The 15,373-nt window shown below is 73.0% G+C and carries 13 protein-coding genes and 1 pseudogene; 1 reads left to right on the top strand and 13 read right to left on the bottom strand.

Annotated features, from left to right (window positions below; genetic code table 11):
• The 7 genes and pseudogenes from ACWEMJ_RS18690 to ACWEMJ_RS18660 all read right to left on the bottom strand — a co-directional run.
• Positions 1-704 (bottom strand): annotated as a pseudogene (locus ACWEMJ_RS18690) (hypothetical protein); the annotation flags it as partial.
• A 115-nt stretch (positions 705-819) separates the two neighbouring features.
• A complete protein-coding gene (locus ACWEMJ_RS18685; protein WP_452138156.1) occupies positions 820-1,317 on the bottom strand; it encodes a DUF3180 domain-containing protein in 498 nt (165 codons plus the stop codon).
• A 114-nt stretch (positions 1,318-1,431) separates the two neighbouring features.
• A complete protein-coding gene (gene folK / locus ACWEMJ_RS18680) occupies positions 1,432-2,031 on the bottom strand; it encodes a 2-amino-4-hydroxy-6-hydroxymethyldihydropteridine diphosphokinase (RefSeq protein ID WP_452138155.1) in 600 nt (199 codons plus the stop codon).
• A gap of 35 nt (positions 2,032-2,066) precedes the next feature.
• Positions 2,067-2,426 (bottom strand): dihydroneopterin aldolase, encoded by a 360-nt coding sequence (folB, locus tag ACWEMJ_RS18675; RefSeq protein ID WP_043916702.1) that lies wholly within the window; start codon positions 2,424-2,426, stop codon positions 2,067-2,069.
• A 164-nt stretch (positions 2,427-2,590) separates the two neighbouring features.
• Entirely contained in the window at positions 2,591-3,088 is a 498-nt protein-coding gene (locus ACWEMJ_RS18670) for a nuclear transport factor 2 family protein (RefSeq protein ID WP_452138154.1), read from the bottom strand.
• A 2-nt stretch (positions 3,089-3,090) separates the two neighbouring features.
• Positions 3,091-3,957, bottom strand: a complete 867-nt coding sequence (folP, locus tag ACWEMJ_RS18665) for a dihydropteroate synthase (RefSeq protein ID WP_452138153.1) — start codon at positions 3,955-3,957, stop codon at positions 3,091-3,093.
• A gap of 218 nt (positions 3,958-4,175) precedes the next feature.
• Positions 4,176-6,008 carry a phosphatidylglycerol lysyltransferase domain-containing protein gene (locus ACWEMJ_RS18660; RefSeq protein WP_452138152.1) on the bottom strand — a complete coding sequence of 611 codons (1,833 nt, stop codon included), beginning with the start codon at positions 6,006-6,008 and terminating at the stop codon, positions 4,176-4,178.
• A gap of 392 nt (positions 6,009-6,400) precedes the next feature.
• Here ACWEMJ_RS18660 and ACWEMJ_RS18655 point away from each other — a divergent pair, with 392 nt between their 5' ends.
• Positions 6,401-7,585 carry an alpha/beta hydrolase gene (locus tag ACWEMJ_RS18655; RefSeq protein WP_452138151.1) on the top strand — a complete coding sequence of 395 codons (1,185 nt, stop codon included), beginning with the start codon at positions 6,401-6,403 and terminating at the stop codon, positions 7,583-7,585.
• Between the two features lie 34 nt (positions 7,586-7,619).
• On the opposite strand, the gene folE is transcribed toward ACWEMJ_RS18655, so the two are convergent.
• The 6 genes from folE to dacB all read right to left on the bottom strand — a co-directional run bounded on the left by folE (position 7,620) and on the right by dacB (position 15,331).
• Complete coding sequence (gene folE, locus ACWEMJ_RS18650) at positions 7,620-8,225, bottom strand: GTP cyclohydrolase I FolE (RefSeq protein ID WP_452138150.1); 606 nt, start codon at positions 8,223-8,225, stop codon at positions 7,620-7,622.
• Between the two features lie 111 nt (positions 8,226-8,336).
• Positions 8,337-10,379, bottom strand: coding sequence for an ATP-dependent zinc metalloprotease FtsH (gene ftsH / locus ACWEMJ_RS18645; RefSeq protein WP_452138149.1), 2,043 nt, complete (start codon positions 10,377-10,379; stop codon positions 8,337-8,339).
• A 221-nt stretch (positions 10,380-10,600) separates the two neighbouring features.
• Complete coding sequence (hpt, locus tag ACWEMJ_RS18640) at positions 10,601-11,155, bottom strand: hypoxanthine phosphoribosyltransferase (protein WP_035864922.1); 555 nt, start codon at positions 11,153-11,155, stop codon at positions 10,601-10,603.
• Positions 11,156-11,218: 63 nt separating this feature from the next.
• On the bottom strand, positions 11,219-12,364 hold the full coding sequence (tilS, locus tag ACWEMJ_RS18635; RefSeq protein ID WP_452138148.1) for a tRNA lysidine(34) synthetase TilS: 1,146 nt from the start codon (positions 12,362-12,364) through the stop codon (positions 11,219-11,221).
• Positions 12,365-12,592: 228 nt separating this feature from the next.
• Positions 12,593-13,747, bottom strand: coding sequence for a zinc-dependent metalloprotease (locus ACWEMJ_RS18630; protein WP_452138147.1), 1,155 nt, complete (start codon positions 13,745-13,747; stop codon positions 12,593-12,595).
• 84 nt (positions 13,748-13,831) lie between these two features.
• Positions 13,832-15,331: a D-alanyl-D-alanine carboxypeptidase/D-alanyl-D-alanine endopeptidase gene (gene dacB / locus ACWEMJ_RS18625; RefSeq protein ID WP_452138146.1), complete on the bottom strand. Its 1,500-nt coding sequence runs from the start codon at positions 15,329-15,331 to the stop codon at positions 13,832-13,834.
• Positions 15,332-15,373: the final 42 nt, after the last annotated feature.

Below are 15,373 nucleotides of genomic sequence, written 5' to 3'. Positions count from 1 at the left end.
TCGGCGGCCTCGGCGGCCTCTCCACCAAGGCCGGCCGCGACTACCGGAAGGGGTGACCGAACCGTGGGCGCGGGGGGTGGACCCTGCATCCTTGCCTGCACCGGCTCCGGCATCTTCGGCCGCAGCTCGACCTGGGCCCGCTCGTCCACCGCGCGCCGCGCCTCGGCGGTCGCCGCCTGCCGCTCCAGGTGCCGCATCGCGGCCTGCGCGCGGACGAACGCGGCCGGGGTGACCGGGTTCGCGGGACGGGTCGCCTCCACCGCCCGGCGGGCCGCCTCGGCCTCCTTCAGCGCCTGCTCGGCGACCAGCACGGCGCGCTCGCGCAGCAGCCGGGCGATCTCGGTCTCCGCCTTCGCCAGCCGGGACTTCTCCGCCGTCAGCCGCCGCCCGAAGCGGGTGGCCCGCTCCTCGGCGACCTCGGCCGCGTACTCGGCCTCGGCGATCTGCTCCTCGTAGCGCTCCTCGGCGCGCAGCCGGCGCGTCATGGCCAGCTCCGAGGCGGCCCGGGCGGCCCGGTCGCGCTGCCGCAGCACCAGCGCCAGGCCGACCACCGCGACCACCGCGGCGACGCCGACCGAGCGGGCCACGATCTGGTCCGGACTGGCCACCAGCGCGGCGACGGCCGCGACCGCGAGCACACCGGAGGCGACCGGCGGCAGCGACCGGCCCAGGACGGAGGAATGACGGTGGCGTCCGCGAGACATGGCTAGAAACTAGCGTGCGAATCGCGGCCCTGTCAGCCTCGACCCCCATTCCGCCCTTGACACGCCGACAGAAACACGGGCCGCACCCGAACCATCACACGCCGTGAGGTCGGGTTCAGCGCGAGGAGGCGGCCGTTCCGCGCGGGTGCTCGGGGTCGTCGTGGTCCTCGGGGAGCCTGCAGATGTGCTGCAGCCACAGCGCCACCGCGATCACCGCCGCGCCGGCCAGCACCGCGAACAGCGCCGTCCCGGCCTGCGAGCGGCGGGCCGGAACGTCCAGCGAGCCGAGCAGGAACACCCCGACGCCCGCGTACACACCGGTCACCACCGCCGACACCAGCGCGCTGGCCTGCCCCAGCACCAGCGCCCGCGCCGCGTGCAGCGGATCGACCCGCTTCGCGTCCGGCCGCCGCTCCCGGATCGCCTTCAACCGCGTCCGCAGCGAGATCGCCGCGGCCAGCAGCACCACGGCGACCGCCGCCAGCACGAACGGCGCGTACGCGGGCACCCCGGGCAGCGTGCCCAGCGAGTCCCACAACCGGGCGCCGCCCCAGGACAGCAGCCCCGTGATCGCGGTGATGCCGAGCAGCAGGCGGAGACGGAGCGGCTTCACGCGGACGGGCTTCCTTCCAGAGGTTCGGTTCGGCAGGGCGACCAGCCCACCGTACCGGCCGGGCCGCACCCGCAGGGAGCTACGGCCACGCCCGACCGGAAGTTCCCGGACGGCTCACTCCGGCAGGCGCAGCTGCAGGTCGGCGCGGAGCCGCACGCCCTGCCCCTCCGGCCCGCCGAGCGCCGCCAGCAGCTCCGAGACCGGCCCGTGCCCGGGCACCTCGGCCTGCGGGTCGGCGTCCCGCCAGGGCGCCAGCACGAACGCCCGCTCGTGCGCCCGCGGGTGCGGCAGGGTCAGCTGCGGGTCGTCGCTGCGCACGCCCTCGTAGGTGAGGATGTCGACGTCCAGCGTGCGCGCGCCCCAGCGGACGGTCCGCACCCGGCCGAACGCGTCCTCGACGGCGTTGGCCCGCTCCAGCAGGTCCTGCGGCGGCAGCGAGGTGCGCAGCACCGCGACGGCGTTGAAGTAGCTCGGCTGGTCGGCGGGCCCGCCGACGGCGTCCGTCTCGTACACCGCGGACAGCGCGGTCACCCGTACGCCGGGGGTGTCCTCCAGCGCGTCGACCGCGCCCTGCAGGGTCTCCAGGCGGTTGCCCAGGTTGCTGCCGAGCGCGACCGCGGCGGTCCGCGACTCGTGCAGGGTGGATTCCACGCGGTCCACCTTGCCCTGCAGGTCGAACGTGGTCGGCGTGGCGGTCGGGTCTGTGGTGGCCATGGGAGTTCCCTCCGCTCGGGCTCCACCGGGTGCCGTCAGGCGCGGCCCCGGCGGATCGTGATGGTGACGTCGTCGAACGGGACGGTGATCGGGGCGTCGGGCTTGTGCACGACGACCTCGACCTCCTCGACCACCTCGTGCCGCAGGCACTGGTCGGCGATCCGCTGGGCCAGCGTCTCGATCAGGTCGACCGGGTCGCCCGCGATCACCGCGGTGACCTCCTCCGCGATCACGCCGTAGTGCGCGGTGCGGGTCAGGTCGTCACTCGCGGCGGCCGGACGGGTGTCCAGGAACAGCGTCAGGTCGACGACGAAGGTCTGCCCCTCGATCCGCTCCCGTTCGAAGACGCCGTGGTGGCCGCGGGCACGGAGCCCACGCAGGGTGACGCGGTCCAGCACAAGAATCACTGCTCCCAGCTGACGGCCCCGCCGGAGCGGGGACCGGCGGGCACCGTCGCCCGCCGCCCCTCGAATCTACCTTCGAGCACAGACCGCCCAGGACCGCCTCCCCGGCCGCCCACCCGATCGGACCGGCCACCGCGGCCCTTGACGGACGGCGCTCAGTCCTCCTCGTCGTCCTCGTCGTCTCCGCTCGTCAGCACCGGCGAACCGTGGTGCGACCACAGCTTCCAGCCGTCCGAGGTGCGCCGGAACACGTTCGTCGACACGACCTTCCCGCCCACCAGCGGCCCCAGTTCGCCCTCCTCCTCGGGCTCCCCGCCGGACAGGATGTTCTCTGTACAGGTGACCAGCGCCACATCGCCCTGCACGTCCACCTCCACATCCGTCAGGAAGAACTGGATGTACTCGGTGTTCGCCATGATCAGCATGTACGAACGGGTCACCTGGGCCCGGCCCACCAGCACCGGCCAGCCCGGGTGCACGCAGAACACCCCGCCCTTGTCGTCCGCCTCGCCCGGCCCCAGCCAGATCGACTCGACGGCGTCCAGGTCTCCGTGCTCCAGAGCCTCGTACAGCGCCTGATTGGCCGCCAGCACGGCCTCCTCGTCCGGTTCCAGCGCCGCCGCCCGGTCGTTGCCGCTCACTGCCTCCGCCACGACTACCCCCTCTGCTCCGCCTGCTGCCAGGCCGCGACGACTCGTACGGCGTCAGCCGTGCCGGACACGTCATGGACCCGGACCGCCCAGGCACCCGCCTTCGCCGACAGCACCGAGACCGCTGCCGTGGCATCGTCCCGCTGCCGCGCCGGACGCAGCTCCCCGGTTTCCGGGTTGGCCAGCAGCGTACCCAGGAAGCGCTTGCGCGAAGCCGCCACCAGAACCGGCCTCCCCAGCGCCGTCAGCGCGTCCAGCCGGCCCAGCAGCGCCCAGTTGTGCTCACCCGTCTTGGCGAACCCCAGCCCCGGGTCGAGGATCAGCTGGTCCTCCTTCACCCCCGCCGCGAGCAGCTCCTCCACCCGGTCGGACAGCTCCCGCACCACGTCCGCGACCACGTCCCCGTACACCGCCTGCGCGTACATGTCCGCCGACTGCCCGCGCCAGTGCATCACCACGAACGGCGCGCCGGTCTCGGCGACCACCTGCGCCATCCCCGCGTCCGCGAGTCCTCCGGACACGTCGTTGACGATCTTCGCCCCCGCCCGCACCGCCTCCCGCGCGACCGCCGCCCGCATGGTGTCCACCGACACCACCACCCCCGCCCGGGCCAGCTCCGTCACCACCGGCACCACCCGGCGCAGCTCCTCCTCCTCCGTCACCCGCGCCGCCCCCGGCCGCGTCGACTCCCCACCCACATCGACCAGGTCCGCCCCCTGCGCCACCAGCTCCAGCCCGTGCGAAATCGCCTTCGCCGGATCCAGCCACATCCCCCCGTCCGAGAACGAATCCGGCGTGACGTTCACCACCCCCATCACCGCACAACGGTCGAGGACGGGCAGGCCAGGGAGGTTTTCGCTCATACGCCCCATTATCGACGCAGCAGGAAGGAGAGCTGGCGGGTGCGAAGACAGGGGCGCGTGGGGGTACCTCCCGGCCCGCTAGGGCTGGGGGAGAACTGCGCGAATCGGAAGGCACCCATCCGCAAGATCGCGACGCAAGACAATGACCTGCACTTGATCGCGCCCCAGCTGACGTGCACTCCTCGCTCGCGCAGTCCCCCGCGCCCCGGCTGTGCCCCTTGTGCCCCCTACGCCGCCCTGCCGAGCTGAGCCGGAGCCTCCGGCATGAGCCCCTGCCGCTGCCGCTTGCGCCCGAACCGCGGCATGCCCAGCGTGATGAACGCCTCCGCCTGCATCGCGGCGAAGCCGATCCGCGGGAGGTCGCGGGTGTGCTGGTAGACCAGGAACCGCGGCTCCCAGGTGGGCTGGAACTTCGCGTTGAACTTGTACAGCGACTCGATCTGGAACCACCGCGACAGGAACACCAGCAGCCCGCGCCAGGCCCGCAGCACCGGGCCCGCACCGATCCTCTCGCCGCGGGCGAGCGCCGAGCGGAACATCGCGAAGTTGAGCGAGACCCGCCGGATGCCCATCGCCCCGACCTCCTGGAGGGCGGCGACGATCAGCAGTTCGTTGAGGCCGGGGTCGGCCTCCCGGTCGCGGCGCATCAGCTCCAGCGAGATGCCGTCCTCGCCCCACGGGACGAAGTGCAGCACCGCCTTCAGGTCGTCCCCGGCCTCGCCCTCCTCGGGCGCCTTGTGGGCGGTGACGACCACGCACTCGTCGTCGCCGACGTCGCCGAAGCGGCCGAGGGCCATCGAGAAGCCGCGCTCGGTGTCGGTGCCGCGCCAGCGGGCCGCGGCCTCGGCGATCTGGCGCTTCTCCTCCAGGCTGAGGTCGCCGACCCGGCGCACCTTGCAGGAGTAGCCGTTGCGCTCGATCCGCTTGACCATCTGGCGGACGTTGCGCATGGCGCGGCCGGAGAGCGAGAAGGTGGAGGTGTCGACGATGGCCTCGTCGCCGAGCTCCAGCGCGTCGAGGTTCGCCTCACGGGTCCAGACCTCGCCGCCGACCTCCGAGCAGCCCATGACGGCGGGCGCCCAGGCGTGTTCGCGGGCGGTGGCCATGAAGACCTTGATCGCGCCGGGCCAGGCCTCAACGTCGCCGACCGGGTCACCGGAGGCGAGCATCACGCCGGAGACCACCCGGTAGGAGATCGCGGCCTTGCCGGTCGGCGAGAACAGCACGCTCTTGTCGCGGCGCAGCGCGAAGTAGCCGAGCGAGTCGCGCCGGCCGTGCCGGGCGAGCAGTTCGCGGACCTTGAGCTCGTCCTCGGGGGTGAGCTCGGGTTCGGGCTTCTCGGGGCGCAGCGCCAGGTACGCGGTGGTGAGGGCGGTGACCAGGCCGAGCGCGCCGAGCGAGTAGCCGACCAGGTCGCTGATCCGGTCGCTGGTGTAGTGGATCGGGCCCTCGAAGCCGAACAGGCCGTAGCCGACGTGCTCCAGCCGCTGGAACAGCGACGGGTCGCCGATCTCGGCCTTCCACCGGACGGAGACGATGACCAGGCCGAGCCCGACCGAGACGGCGCCGAGCACGACGAAGTTGAGCACCGCGCGCCAGCGGGTGCGCGGGTCGGCCTTGGCGTAGAACTCGCGCTGGTGGATCAGCATCACCACGAGCAGCGCCAGCGAGATCGCGGCCTGCCCGAACTGGTGCCAGCGCAGCAGGTGCAGCGCGGCGCCGATGGGCAGCAGGACGCACACGGCCCGCCAGGCGCGCCGCTTGCGGCGGCGCAGCGCGTGCGCGAGCAGCACCAGCAGCATGCCGACCATCAGGGTGCCGGCGGCGGCCAGCGTGGTGGTGCCGCCGGGGAGCTGACCGGCCCACAGGTGCATCCGGGTGTACCGGAAGCGCGGGAAGATCGCGCAGACGATGTCGATCAGGCCGATCGCCAGGCACGCGTACCCGACCACGCCCGGCAGCCACCGCCGGGGCACGGCGGACGCCTGCGACCGGAGCGCCTGCAGCCCCCGCCGGCGGGGGTGGTCGGTCGTCGTCTCAGCGGACACGGGAGCGCTCATGAGAACCCAGCCTAGAGGCACCCGGGCGCTGCTCGCGCACCCCGGGAGCCGGGTTGTGATGAACCTTCATGACTGTTCCTTTTTCTGGCAATCCGCACGTCAAGAGGGGTTCCACCGGACGGACGCGACGACCCGGGCGGGGCTCGGCTCGAACGGCTGCACTCGCCGGACCGGGCGACGCGGCGGGTACCACCGATGCCGCACCCATGGCCGCCGGCACGGCGGTTCGGCGCGATTCCAACCCGTGGACGCCGCATTCTAGGGCGACGGTTCCCGTTCGCGCAGTCATCCGTTCGTACTGGTTTCCGACGCGCGGTCAGACTACCCCCACTCGCACCCGACGGACCGTCAGACCACGTTGACCGAGCGGGAGTCGAGGAGGACCGGAAGGCATGGAGCTGACCAGCGGGACACTGGTGTGGGTGCTGATCGTGGTGGGTGCGGCGGCCCTGGTCGCGACCCTCTGGCTGTGGCCGCGCCTGTCGCAGCAGCGCCCGCTGCCGATGCTGGGACGACTGGGCCTGCTGACCGTCACTCAGGTGTCGGTGCTGTCCGTACTGCTGCTGTCGGTGAACAACGCGTACGGCTTCTACACCTCCTGGAACGACCTGCTGCGCCCCGGCTCGGGCGCCCCCCTGTCGCTCACCTCGGGGCGCGCCCCCGGCGCCGTCCCGGAGGGCGACAAGCTGGTGCAGCCGACCACCGAGGGCGGGCTGGAGACGGTCAAGGACGTGCTACCGCCGGGGCCGCCCGAAGAGGTCGGGCGGGTCGATTCGGTGCAGGTGACGGGCCCCGATTCGGGCCTGTCCGATCAGATGTTCATCTATCTGCCACCTGAGTACTTCAACCCCCGCTACAACCGCGACCACTTCCCGGTCCTGGTCGCCCTGGCCGGCTACCCCGGCCCGACGCTGCACCTGATCGAGAGCCTCCAGCTGCCGCAGACCGCCGCCGAACTCCAGCGCACCGGCATGATGGCCCCCACCGTGATCGTGATGGCCCGCCCCACCGTCACCCCGCCGCGCGACACCGAGTGCGTGGACGTCCCCGGCGGCCCGAAGACCGAGACCTGGTTCGTCAAGGACCTGCCGGCCGCGCTGCGCTCCGCCTACCGCCTGGGCCGCACGGCGGAGTCCTGGGGCGTCTTCGGCTACTCCACCGGCGGATCCTGCGCGCTGCGGCTGGCGATGCGCCACCCTGACGTCTACCGGAACGCGGCCGGGATGCACCCGGACTACACGGTGCCCAACGACCGCTGGACCGACGGCGACCTGTTCAAGGGCGACGGGGACGCCGCCCAGAAGTCCGACCTGAACTGGCGGCTCAAGAACCTGCCCGCGCCGAACGCGGCCCTGCTGGTGGTCTCCACCCACGCCGAGGACGACTACCCCGCGACCGAGAAGTTCCTCAGCGCCGCCAAACAGGCTTCCGACGACCACCCCGAGTTCCTGGTGGACTCGCTGCTGCTGCCGGACGGCGGCCACACCTTCGAGACCTGGCGCCGCGAACTGCCGGCCACCCTGGAGTGGCTCAGCGACCACCTCGCTCCCCCGCAGGACCGCGAACCGCGGCCCTGACGGGAGGCTCCCCCACTACCGCCCGATGCTGCCCTTATCGCCCAATGATCAGGCTCATCGCCTCGGCCCGGGTGGCGGGGTCGCGCAGCTGGCCGCGCACCGCGGAGGTGACGGTGGTCGCGCCGGGCTTGCGGATGCCGCGCATCGACATGCACATGTGCTCGCACTCGATCACCACGATGGCGCCGCGCGGCTCCAGGATCTTCATCAGGGCGTCCGCGACCTGGCTGGTCAGCCGCTCCTGCACCTGCGGGCGGCGGGCGTACACGTCGACCAGCCGGGCCAGCTTGGACAGGCCGGTGATCTTGCCGGTCGTGGCGGGGATGTAGCCGACGTGCGCGACGCCGCGGAACGGCACCAGGTGGTGCTCGCAGGTGGAGTACACCTCGATGTCCTTGACCAGCACCATCTCGTCGTGACCGAGGTCGAAGGTGGTGGTGAGGACGTCCTCGGGCTGCTGCCACAGGCCGGCGAATATCTCCCGGTAGGCGCGCGCGACCCGGGCCGGGGTCTCCAGCAGGCCCTCGCGGTCCGGGTCCTCACCGACGGCGATGAGCAGCTCGCGGACGGCGTTCTCGGCCCGCTTCTGGTCGAACTCACCGACAGGGGACTGACCGTCGAGCGTCACCGGATCGATCATGCGTGCCTCGCTGCTCTCAAAGGGAAACGGTGTCCGTGCAGCACGAATGCCGCGCCTCCAGGGTACAAACCCGGGAAACGCGGCATCCATTCCGAACAGGTGCTCGGTCGATCAGCTCTCGACCTGGCCGCCGTCGGCCGGCGGGAGCTTCACGGTGTCCACCGGGCCCTCGGAGCCGGTGACGGCGCCGTTGGTCAGCGCCAGCTCCTTCGGCGACTGCACCGGCGGCCGGGTGGACGGGGTGCGGCGGGCCGAGCCGGTCCACGCCGGACGCGGGGGACGCTTGATGACCGGAGCGAAGACCTCGGCGATCTGCTCCTTGTTCAGCGTCTCCTTCTCCAGCAGTTCGAGGACCAGGTTGTCGAGCACGTCGCGGTTCTCGACCAGGATCTCCCAGGCCTCGTTGTGCGCGGTCTCGATCAGCTTCTTGACCTCCTCGTCCACCAGCCCGGCAACCTCCTCGGAGTAGTCGCGCTGGTGGGCCATCTCACGGCCCAGGAAGGGCTCGGAGTCGGAGGAGCCGAACTTGATCGCACCCAGGCGCTCGCTCATGCCGTACTGGGTGACCATGGCCCGCGCGGTGGCGGTGGCCTTCTCGATGTCGTTCGAGGCGCCGGTGGTCGGGTCGTGGAAGACCAGTTCCTCCGCCGCCCGGCCGCCCAGCATGTAGGCGAGCTGGTCGAGCATCTCGTTGCGGGTGGTCGAGTACTTGTCCTCGTCCGGCAGCACCATGGTGTAGCCGAGCGCGCGGCCCCGGGACAGGATGGTGATCTTGTGCACCGGGTCGGAGTAGTTGCAGGCCGCCGCGACCAGGGCGTGACCGCCCTCGTGGTACGCGGTGATCTTCTTCTCCTTGTCGGACATGATCCGCGAACGCTTCTGCGGACCGGCCACGACGCGGTCGATCGCCTCGTCCAGCACGTTGTTGTCGATCAGCTTGAGGTCCGAGCGGGCGGTGAGCAGCGCCGCCTCGTTCAGCACGTTCGACAGGTCGGCGCCGGTGAAGCCGGGGGTGCGCTTGGCGACGGCCGACAGGTCGACGTCCGGCGCGATCGGCTTGCCCTTCTGGTGCACCTTGAGGATGTCCAGTCGGCCCTGGAGGTCCGGGCGGTCGACGGCGATCTGCCGGTCGAAGCGGCCGGGGCGCAGCAGCGCCGGGTCCAGGATGTCGGGGCGGTTGGTGGCGGCGATCAGGATGACGCCGCCCTTGACGTCGAAGCCGTCCATCTCGACCAGCAGCTGGTTGAGGGTCTGCTCGCGCTCGTCGTGGCCGCCGCCGAGGCCCGCACCGCGGTGCCGGCCGACGGCGTCGATCTCGTCGACGAAGATGATCGCCGGGGCGTTCGCCTTGGCCTGCTCGAACAGGTCGCGGACGCGGCTGGCGCCGACGCCGACGAACATCTCGACGAAGTCGGAGCCGGAGATCGAGTAGAACGGGACGCCGGCCTCGCCGGCGACCGCGCGGGCCAGCAGCGTCTTGCCGGTGCCGGGCGGGCCGTACAGCAGCACGCCCTTGGGGATCTTGGCGCCGACCGCCTGGAACTTGGCCGGCTCCTGCAGGAACTCCTTGATCTCGTGGAGCTCCTCGACCGCCTCGTCCGCGCCCGCGACGTCCGCGAAGGTGGTCTTCGGGGTGTCCTTGGTGAGCAGCTTGGCCTTGGACTTGCCGAACTGCATGACCCGGGAGCCGCCGCCCTGCATCTGATTCATCAGGAACAGGAAGACCACGACGATGATCACGATCGGCAGCATCGAGAAGAGCAGGCTGACGAAGGTCGACTGCTTCTCGGGGCTGACCGTGTAGCCGTCGGGGATCTGCCCGCCGGCGAACTTGGTCTGGAGGTTCTTGGCCAGGTCGGCGGCCTGCTGGTCGCCGGTGTAGGACGCCTGGAAGCGGCTGCCGGACGGCGACTTGCCGTTGGCGCCCGGCTTCAGCTTCTGGTTGTCCTGCAGCTGGATCTTGATGAGGTTCGAGTCACCGGTGGTGAGCTGCGCCGACTTCACCTGATTGTTGTCGATCGCGCTGATGATCTGACCGGTGTCCGCCGTCTTGTAGCCGCTCGAGTCCGAGACGAGCTCCATCAACGCGAACACGGCGAGGGCGGCCAGCACGACCCACATGATCGGCGCACGGAAGTATCGCTTGACGTCCATCCATGCGGGGCGTCACCGCCCCGTCCCTCCTGCCATTCAACGGGCGCTGGTCGGCCGTGGGCCGCGGCGCATCCGATATGTGCTCGTAAGACGAGCGTTTGATTGGACCGTACCGCAGCGGGTCCCGCTCACGACGGGATCACACCACGGTGCGACCTATTTTCCTACCCCCGCACAACGGGTGGGAACAGGGCACTGTTCCCACCGGTCGCCCGATCGGTTCAGCCCCCGTAGACGTGCGGGGCCAGGGTGCCGATGAACGGCAGGTTGCGCAGCTTCTCCGCGTAGTCCAGGCCGTAGCCGACCACGAACTCGTTGGGGATGTCGAAGCCGACGTACTCGACGTCGATCTCCACCTTGGCGGCGTCCGGCTTGCGCAGCAGGGTGCAGACCTTGAGCGAGGCCGGGCCGCGCGAACCGAGGTTGCCGAGCAGCCAGGACAGCGTCAGACCGGAGTCGATGATGTCCTCGACGATCAGGACGTCCCGGCCGGCGATGTCGGTGTCCAGGTCCTTCAGGATGCGCACCACGCCCGAGGACTTGGTGCCCATGCCGTAGGAGGAGACCGCCATCCAGTCCATGGTCACCTGGCTGTGCAGGGCCCGGGCCAGGTCCGCCATCACCATCACGGCGCCCTTGAGGACGCCGACCAGCAGGAGGTCCTTCCCGGCGTAGTCCTGGTCGATCCGCGCGGCCAGCTCCACCAGCTTGGCGTCGATCTCGTCCTTGCTGATGAGCACCTTCGCGAGGTCTGCGCCCATGTCGTTCTGGTCCACCGGGGATACGTCCTCAAACGTTCGGGGTCTGGGTTCGGCGGCGGCGGTGCGACTGGTTCGTGTTCAGTCGCCCTGCCGCCGAAACACCAGCGTGCCACACCGGCGCACGGCTTCGACGCCCCCGGGTAGGTGCAGGGGGCCCTGGCCGCGCCAGCCGGTGACCAGCGAGTCCACGGTTTCCAGGTGGCGGGCGAACAGGTCTCCGGCCGGGCAGCCCGCGCGCAGGGCGGCGCGGCGCAGCACCCGCCGGCGCACCGCGGGGGGCAGTTCGGAGAGCTTGCCCGCGTCGAGCGCCCCGTCGGCGGCGCGCAGGTCGCGCTCGGCGAGGGCGGCCCACTGGTCCAGGGCGTCGGCGTCGTCCCGGAACAGCCGGGCGGTGCGGGCCAGCGCCTCCACCACGCCGCCGCCGAGGTGCTTCTCCAGCACCGGCAGCACCTCGTGCCGCACCCGGGAGCGGGTGTAGGCCGGGTCCGCGTTGTGCGGGTCGTCCCAGACCGGGATGGACTGGGCGGTGCAGGCCTGCCGGGTGGCGGCCCGGTCGAGCTCCAGCAGCGGGCGGCGGTAGCGGCCCTTCTGGGCCGGCATCCCGGCCAGCGAGCGGGCGCCGGAGCCGCGGGCCAGGCCCAGCAGCACCGTCTCCGCCTGGTCGTCGCGGGTGTGGCCGAGCAGGACGGCGAGTGCGCCGTGGCGTTCGGCGGCGGAGTCCAGCGCGGCGTAGCGGGCCTCCCGGGCGGCGTTCTCCGGGCCGCCCTCGCGGCCGACCCGCACGGCGACCGCCTCCACCGGGTCCAGGCCCAGTTCGCGCAGTCGGACGGCGACCTGTTCGGCGCGTTCGGCGGAGCCGTCCTGCAGGCCGTGGTCGACGGTGACGGCGCCGACCCGCAGGCCGAGTTTGGGGGCCTCGAAGGCGGTGGCGGTGGCCAGGGCCATCGAGTCGGCGCCGCCGGAGACCGCGACCAGCACCAGCGGGGAGCCGGGGGCGGCCGGGGTGCGGGGCAGGCCGGAGGGGTGGCGGCGGGCGTTGCCGATCAGCGTGCCGGGCACCGTGGCGGTGGCGGCCAGCGCGGGCAGCGGGGCGGGCTGCGCCGGGGGCGCGGTGCGGGCGGCGCGCACCGGCTCGGCCGGGCCGACGCCCGCCTCGGCGGCGAGCTCGGCGAGGGTACGGCGGACGGCGAGGCGTATCGCCGCGACAGCGGGGTGTGGGCCCATGGTTGGCACTCCTTGGCGGAGGGGGTACGGGACCGCCTGTCAGCTCTCGGTCACCAGGCGCTCACAGATGGTCGCAGAATCAGGCCACCGCCCACGCCACCCGCGCCAACGGCGGATCCACGGTCCCACGTACGGGTGAATGGAGAAACGTTACGTCTGCCGCCAGGTGTACGACTCGCCCGAGTGATCGTCCACCCGGGGCCGCGGCGGACCACCCCGGGGCCCCGTTCAGCCGACCACCCGGGCCACCCAGGACGCCGGGTCGTGGATCTCGTCCTTGGTGGGCAGCGTGTTCGGCGAGGTCCACACCCGGTTGAAGCCGTCCATCCCGGCCCGCTCCACCACGCCCCGGACGAACACCGCGCCGTCCTGGTACTGGCGCAGCTTGGCGTCCATGCCGAGCAGGCGGCGCAGCACCAGGTCGAGGCGGCCGCTGCCGCGGTCGCGGCGGCGCTGAAACTTCTCCCGGATCTCCGCGACCGAGGGCACCACGGCCGGGCCGACGCCGTCCATCACCACGTCGGCGTGGCCCTCCAGCAGTGACATCACGGCGGTCAGCCGGGCCAGGATCTCCCGCTGGGCGGGCGTCTGCACCAGGTCGGTGAGGCTGCCCGGGCCCGATCCGTTGCCCCGGCCGCCGAAGCCGGGCAGGCCGCCGAAGGCCTCGCGCAGGCGGTCCAGCAGCGCCGAGGGGTCGACGTCGGTCTGCGCGAGGAACTCCTGCACCTCGGACTGGATGTGGTCGCGCAGCCAGGGGACGGCGGTGAACTGGGTGCGGTGGGTCTCCTCGTGCAGGCACACCCAGAGCCGGAAGTCGTGCGGGGCGACGTCGAGTTCGCGCTCCACCTGGACGATGTTCGGCGCCACCAGCAGCAGCCGGCCGGGCGGCGTCGCCAGGCCCCGGCGCGGCTGGTCGAACAGGCCCTCGGGGCTGTCCGGGGCGGTCGGCAGCGCGGCGGGGGCGAAGGTCTCGTACTGGCCGAGCACCTTCCCCGACAGGAACGCCAGCACCGCGCCGACCTCCACGCCGGTGGCCTTGGCGCCCACCGAGCCGGCCGCGGCGGCGGCCGGGCCGTCCGGGCGGCGGGCCGCCAGCCGGTCCGTCAGCGGGCGGACCACGGTGCGGAAGCCCGCCACGTTGGCGCGCACCCAGCCGGGCCGGTCGACCACCAGCACGGGGGTGCCGGGGGTGTCCTCGTCCGTCCCCATCCGGGTGAACTCGCGCACGTGCCGCTCGGCCTCGGCGGCGTGCCGGCGCAGCTCGGCGACCACCGTGCGGGCCTCCTCCCGGCCGACCCGGGGCCCGGGCCGGGCCAGGCGCACGGCGGTCGCCACCGCGAGATCCCAGTCGACCATCTCCGCACCGCTGTTCGCGCTCGTCATGCCCTCACGGTACGTGCTCGCCCCCGCTCGGCGGGAGACAGGAGCCCCGGCCGGTTGACGGGTGTTCAGCGGGCCGACGGGCGGTCAGCAGCCGCAGGCGGCGATCTTCGCGACGATCCGGTCGACGGCGGCGCGGGCGGTGGCCGGGTCGGCGTCGGTGCGGGTCATCAGCGCGAAGGCCAGCACCCGGCCGTCGGCGTCCAGCACGGTGCCGGCCAGCGTGTTGACGCCCTGCAGGCTGCCGGTCTTGGCGCGCACGACGCCGGCCGCGCCGCCCGCCCCGGACTTGGCGCCGAACCGGCCGGCCAGGGTGCCGGTGAAGCCGGCGACGGGCAGGCCGGTGAGCACCGGGCGCAGCTCCGGGTGGCGCGGGGAGGCGGCCTCGGCGAGCAGCTTCACCAGGGTGACCGGCGGGATCAGGTTGGCGTGCGCCAGGCCGCTGCCGTCGGTGAGCACCACGCCCGTCAGCGGCACGCCCAGCTTGCCGAGTTCGGCGGTGACGGCGCTCGCGGCGCCCTCGAAGCCGGCCGGCTGCCCGGCGGCGATCGCGGCCTGCCGGGCGACGGCCTCGGCGAGCTGGTTGTCGGAGGTGGTCAGCATCCGCTCCACCAGCCGTCCGATCTCCGGCGACTGCACCCGGGCCAGCTCGCCGGCCCCGGCGGGGGCGGTGGCCCGGCCGGGGCGGCCCTGGACGGTGATGCCCTCGGCCGCGAGCAGGCCGGCGAAGGCCTCGGCGGCCTGCCCGGCGGGGTCGGGCACCCGGTCCGGGGCCTCGGCGGCGGAGCGCGGGTCGACCCGGCCCTCGTCGACCATCAGCGGGGTGACGGCGGCGATGTTCGTCCCGTCGTGCTCCTTGTGCAGCACGGGGCCGCTGTACAGCGAGGTGTCGTAGGAGAGCCGGACGCCGGTGGTGCCGGCGGCCTTCAGCGCGGCGGCGGTGCGGCGGGCCAGGTCGGTCAGCGAGGCGGGCGCGCTGTCCGCGTCGACGGGGGCGCCGCCGATCCGGACCTGGTCGCGGGGCAGCGCCGTCAGGGTGGGGTCGCCGCCGCCGACCAGGGTGATCTCGCCGGGGGCGGCGCCCCGCACGACGGTGGTGGCGATCCGGTGGCCGGCCGGCAGCAGGGCCAGCGCGGCGACGGCGGTGGCGAGCTTGGTGGTGGAGGCGGGCGTGGCCGGGGTGTTCTCCCGGTCGCCGAACAGCAGCTCGCCGGTGGCGGCGTCGGCGACCGCGAAGTTCAGGGTGCCCAGTGCCCGGTCCTGGACGGTGGCGCCGAGCGCGCCGCGCAGGCCGTCGCCGGTCGGGGCGCGGCCCTCGCCGGCGTCGAGCACCGGGCCCTTGACGGGGACCGCGCGGTGCCGGTCGCCGTGCCCCTCGCCGCGGCCCCGGCCGCCCTGCGGGTCGCCGCCGCCCTGGTGGCGGCCGTCCTCGGCGCCCCTGCCGTGCCCGTCCGAGCGGCCGGCGCCCGGCGAGGGTTGGGCCGGCGCCGGATCGGCGGCGGTCAGCGCCCCCGCGGCCAGCGCCGCCCCCAGCACCCCGGCGAGCAACGTCCTGCGCCCGCGTCCCGCCCCAGCCCCTGATCTCACCGACCGGCCCCTTTCCCGAGCACCCCCTGCCGTAGGAGACAC

It is taken from the genome of Kitasatospora sp. NPDC004531 (assembly GCF_053602195.1).
Note: the sequence above shows the minus strand (reverse complement) of the source record. Positions and strands in the feature narration are given on the sequence as shown.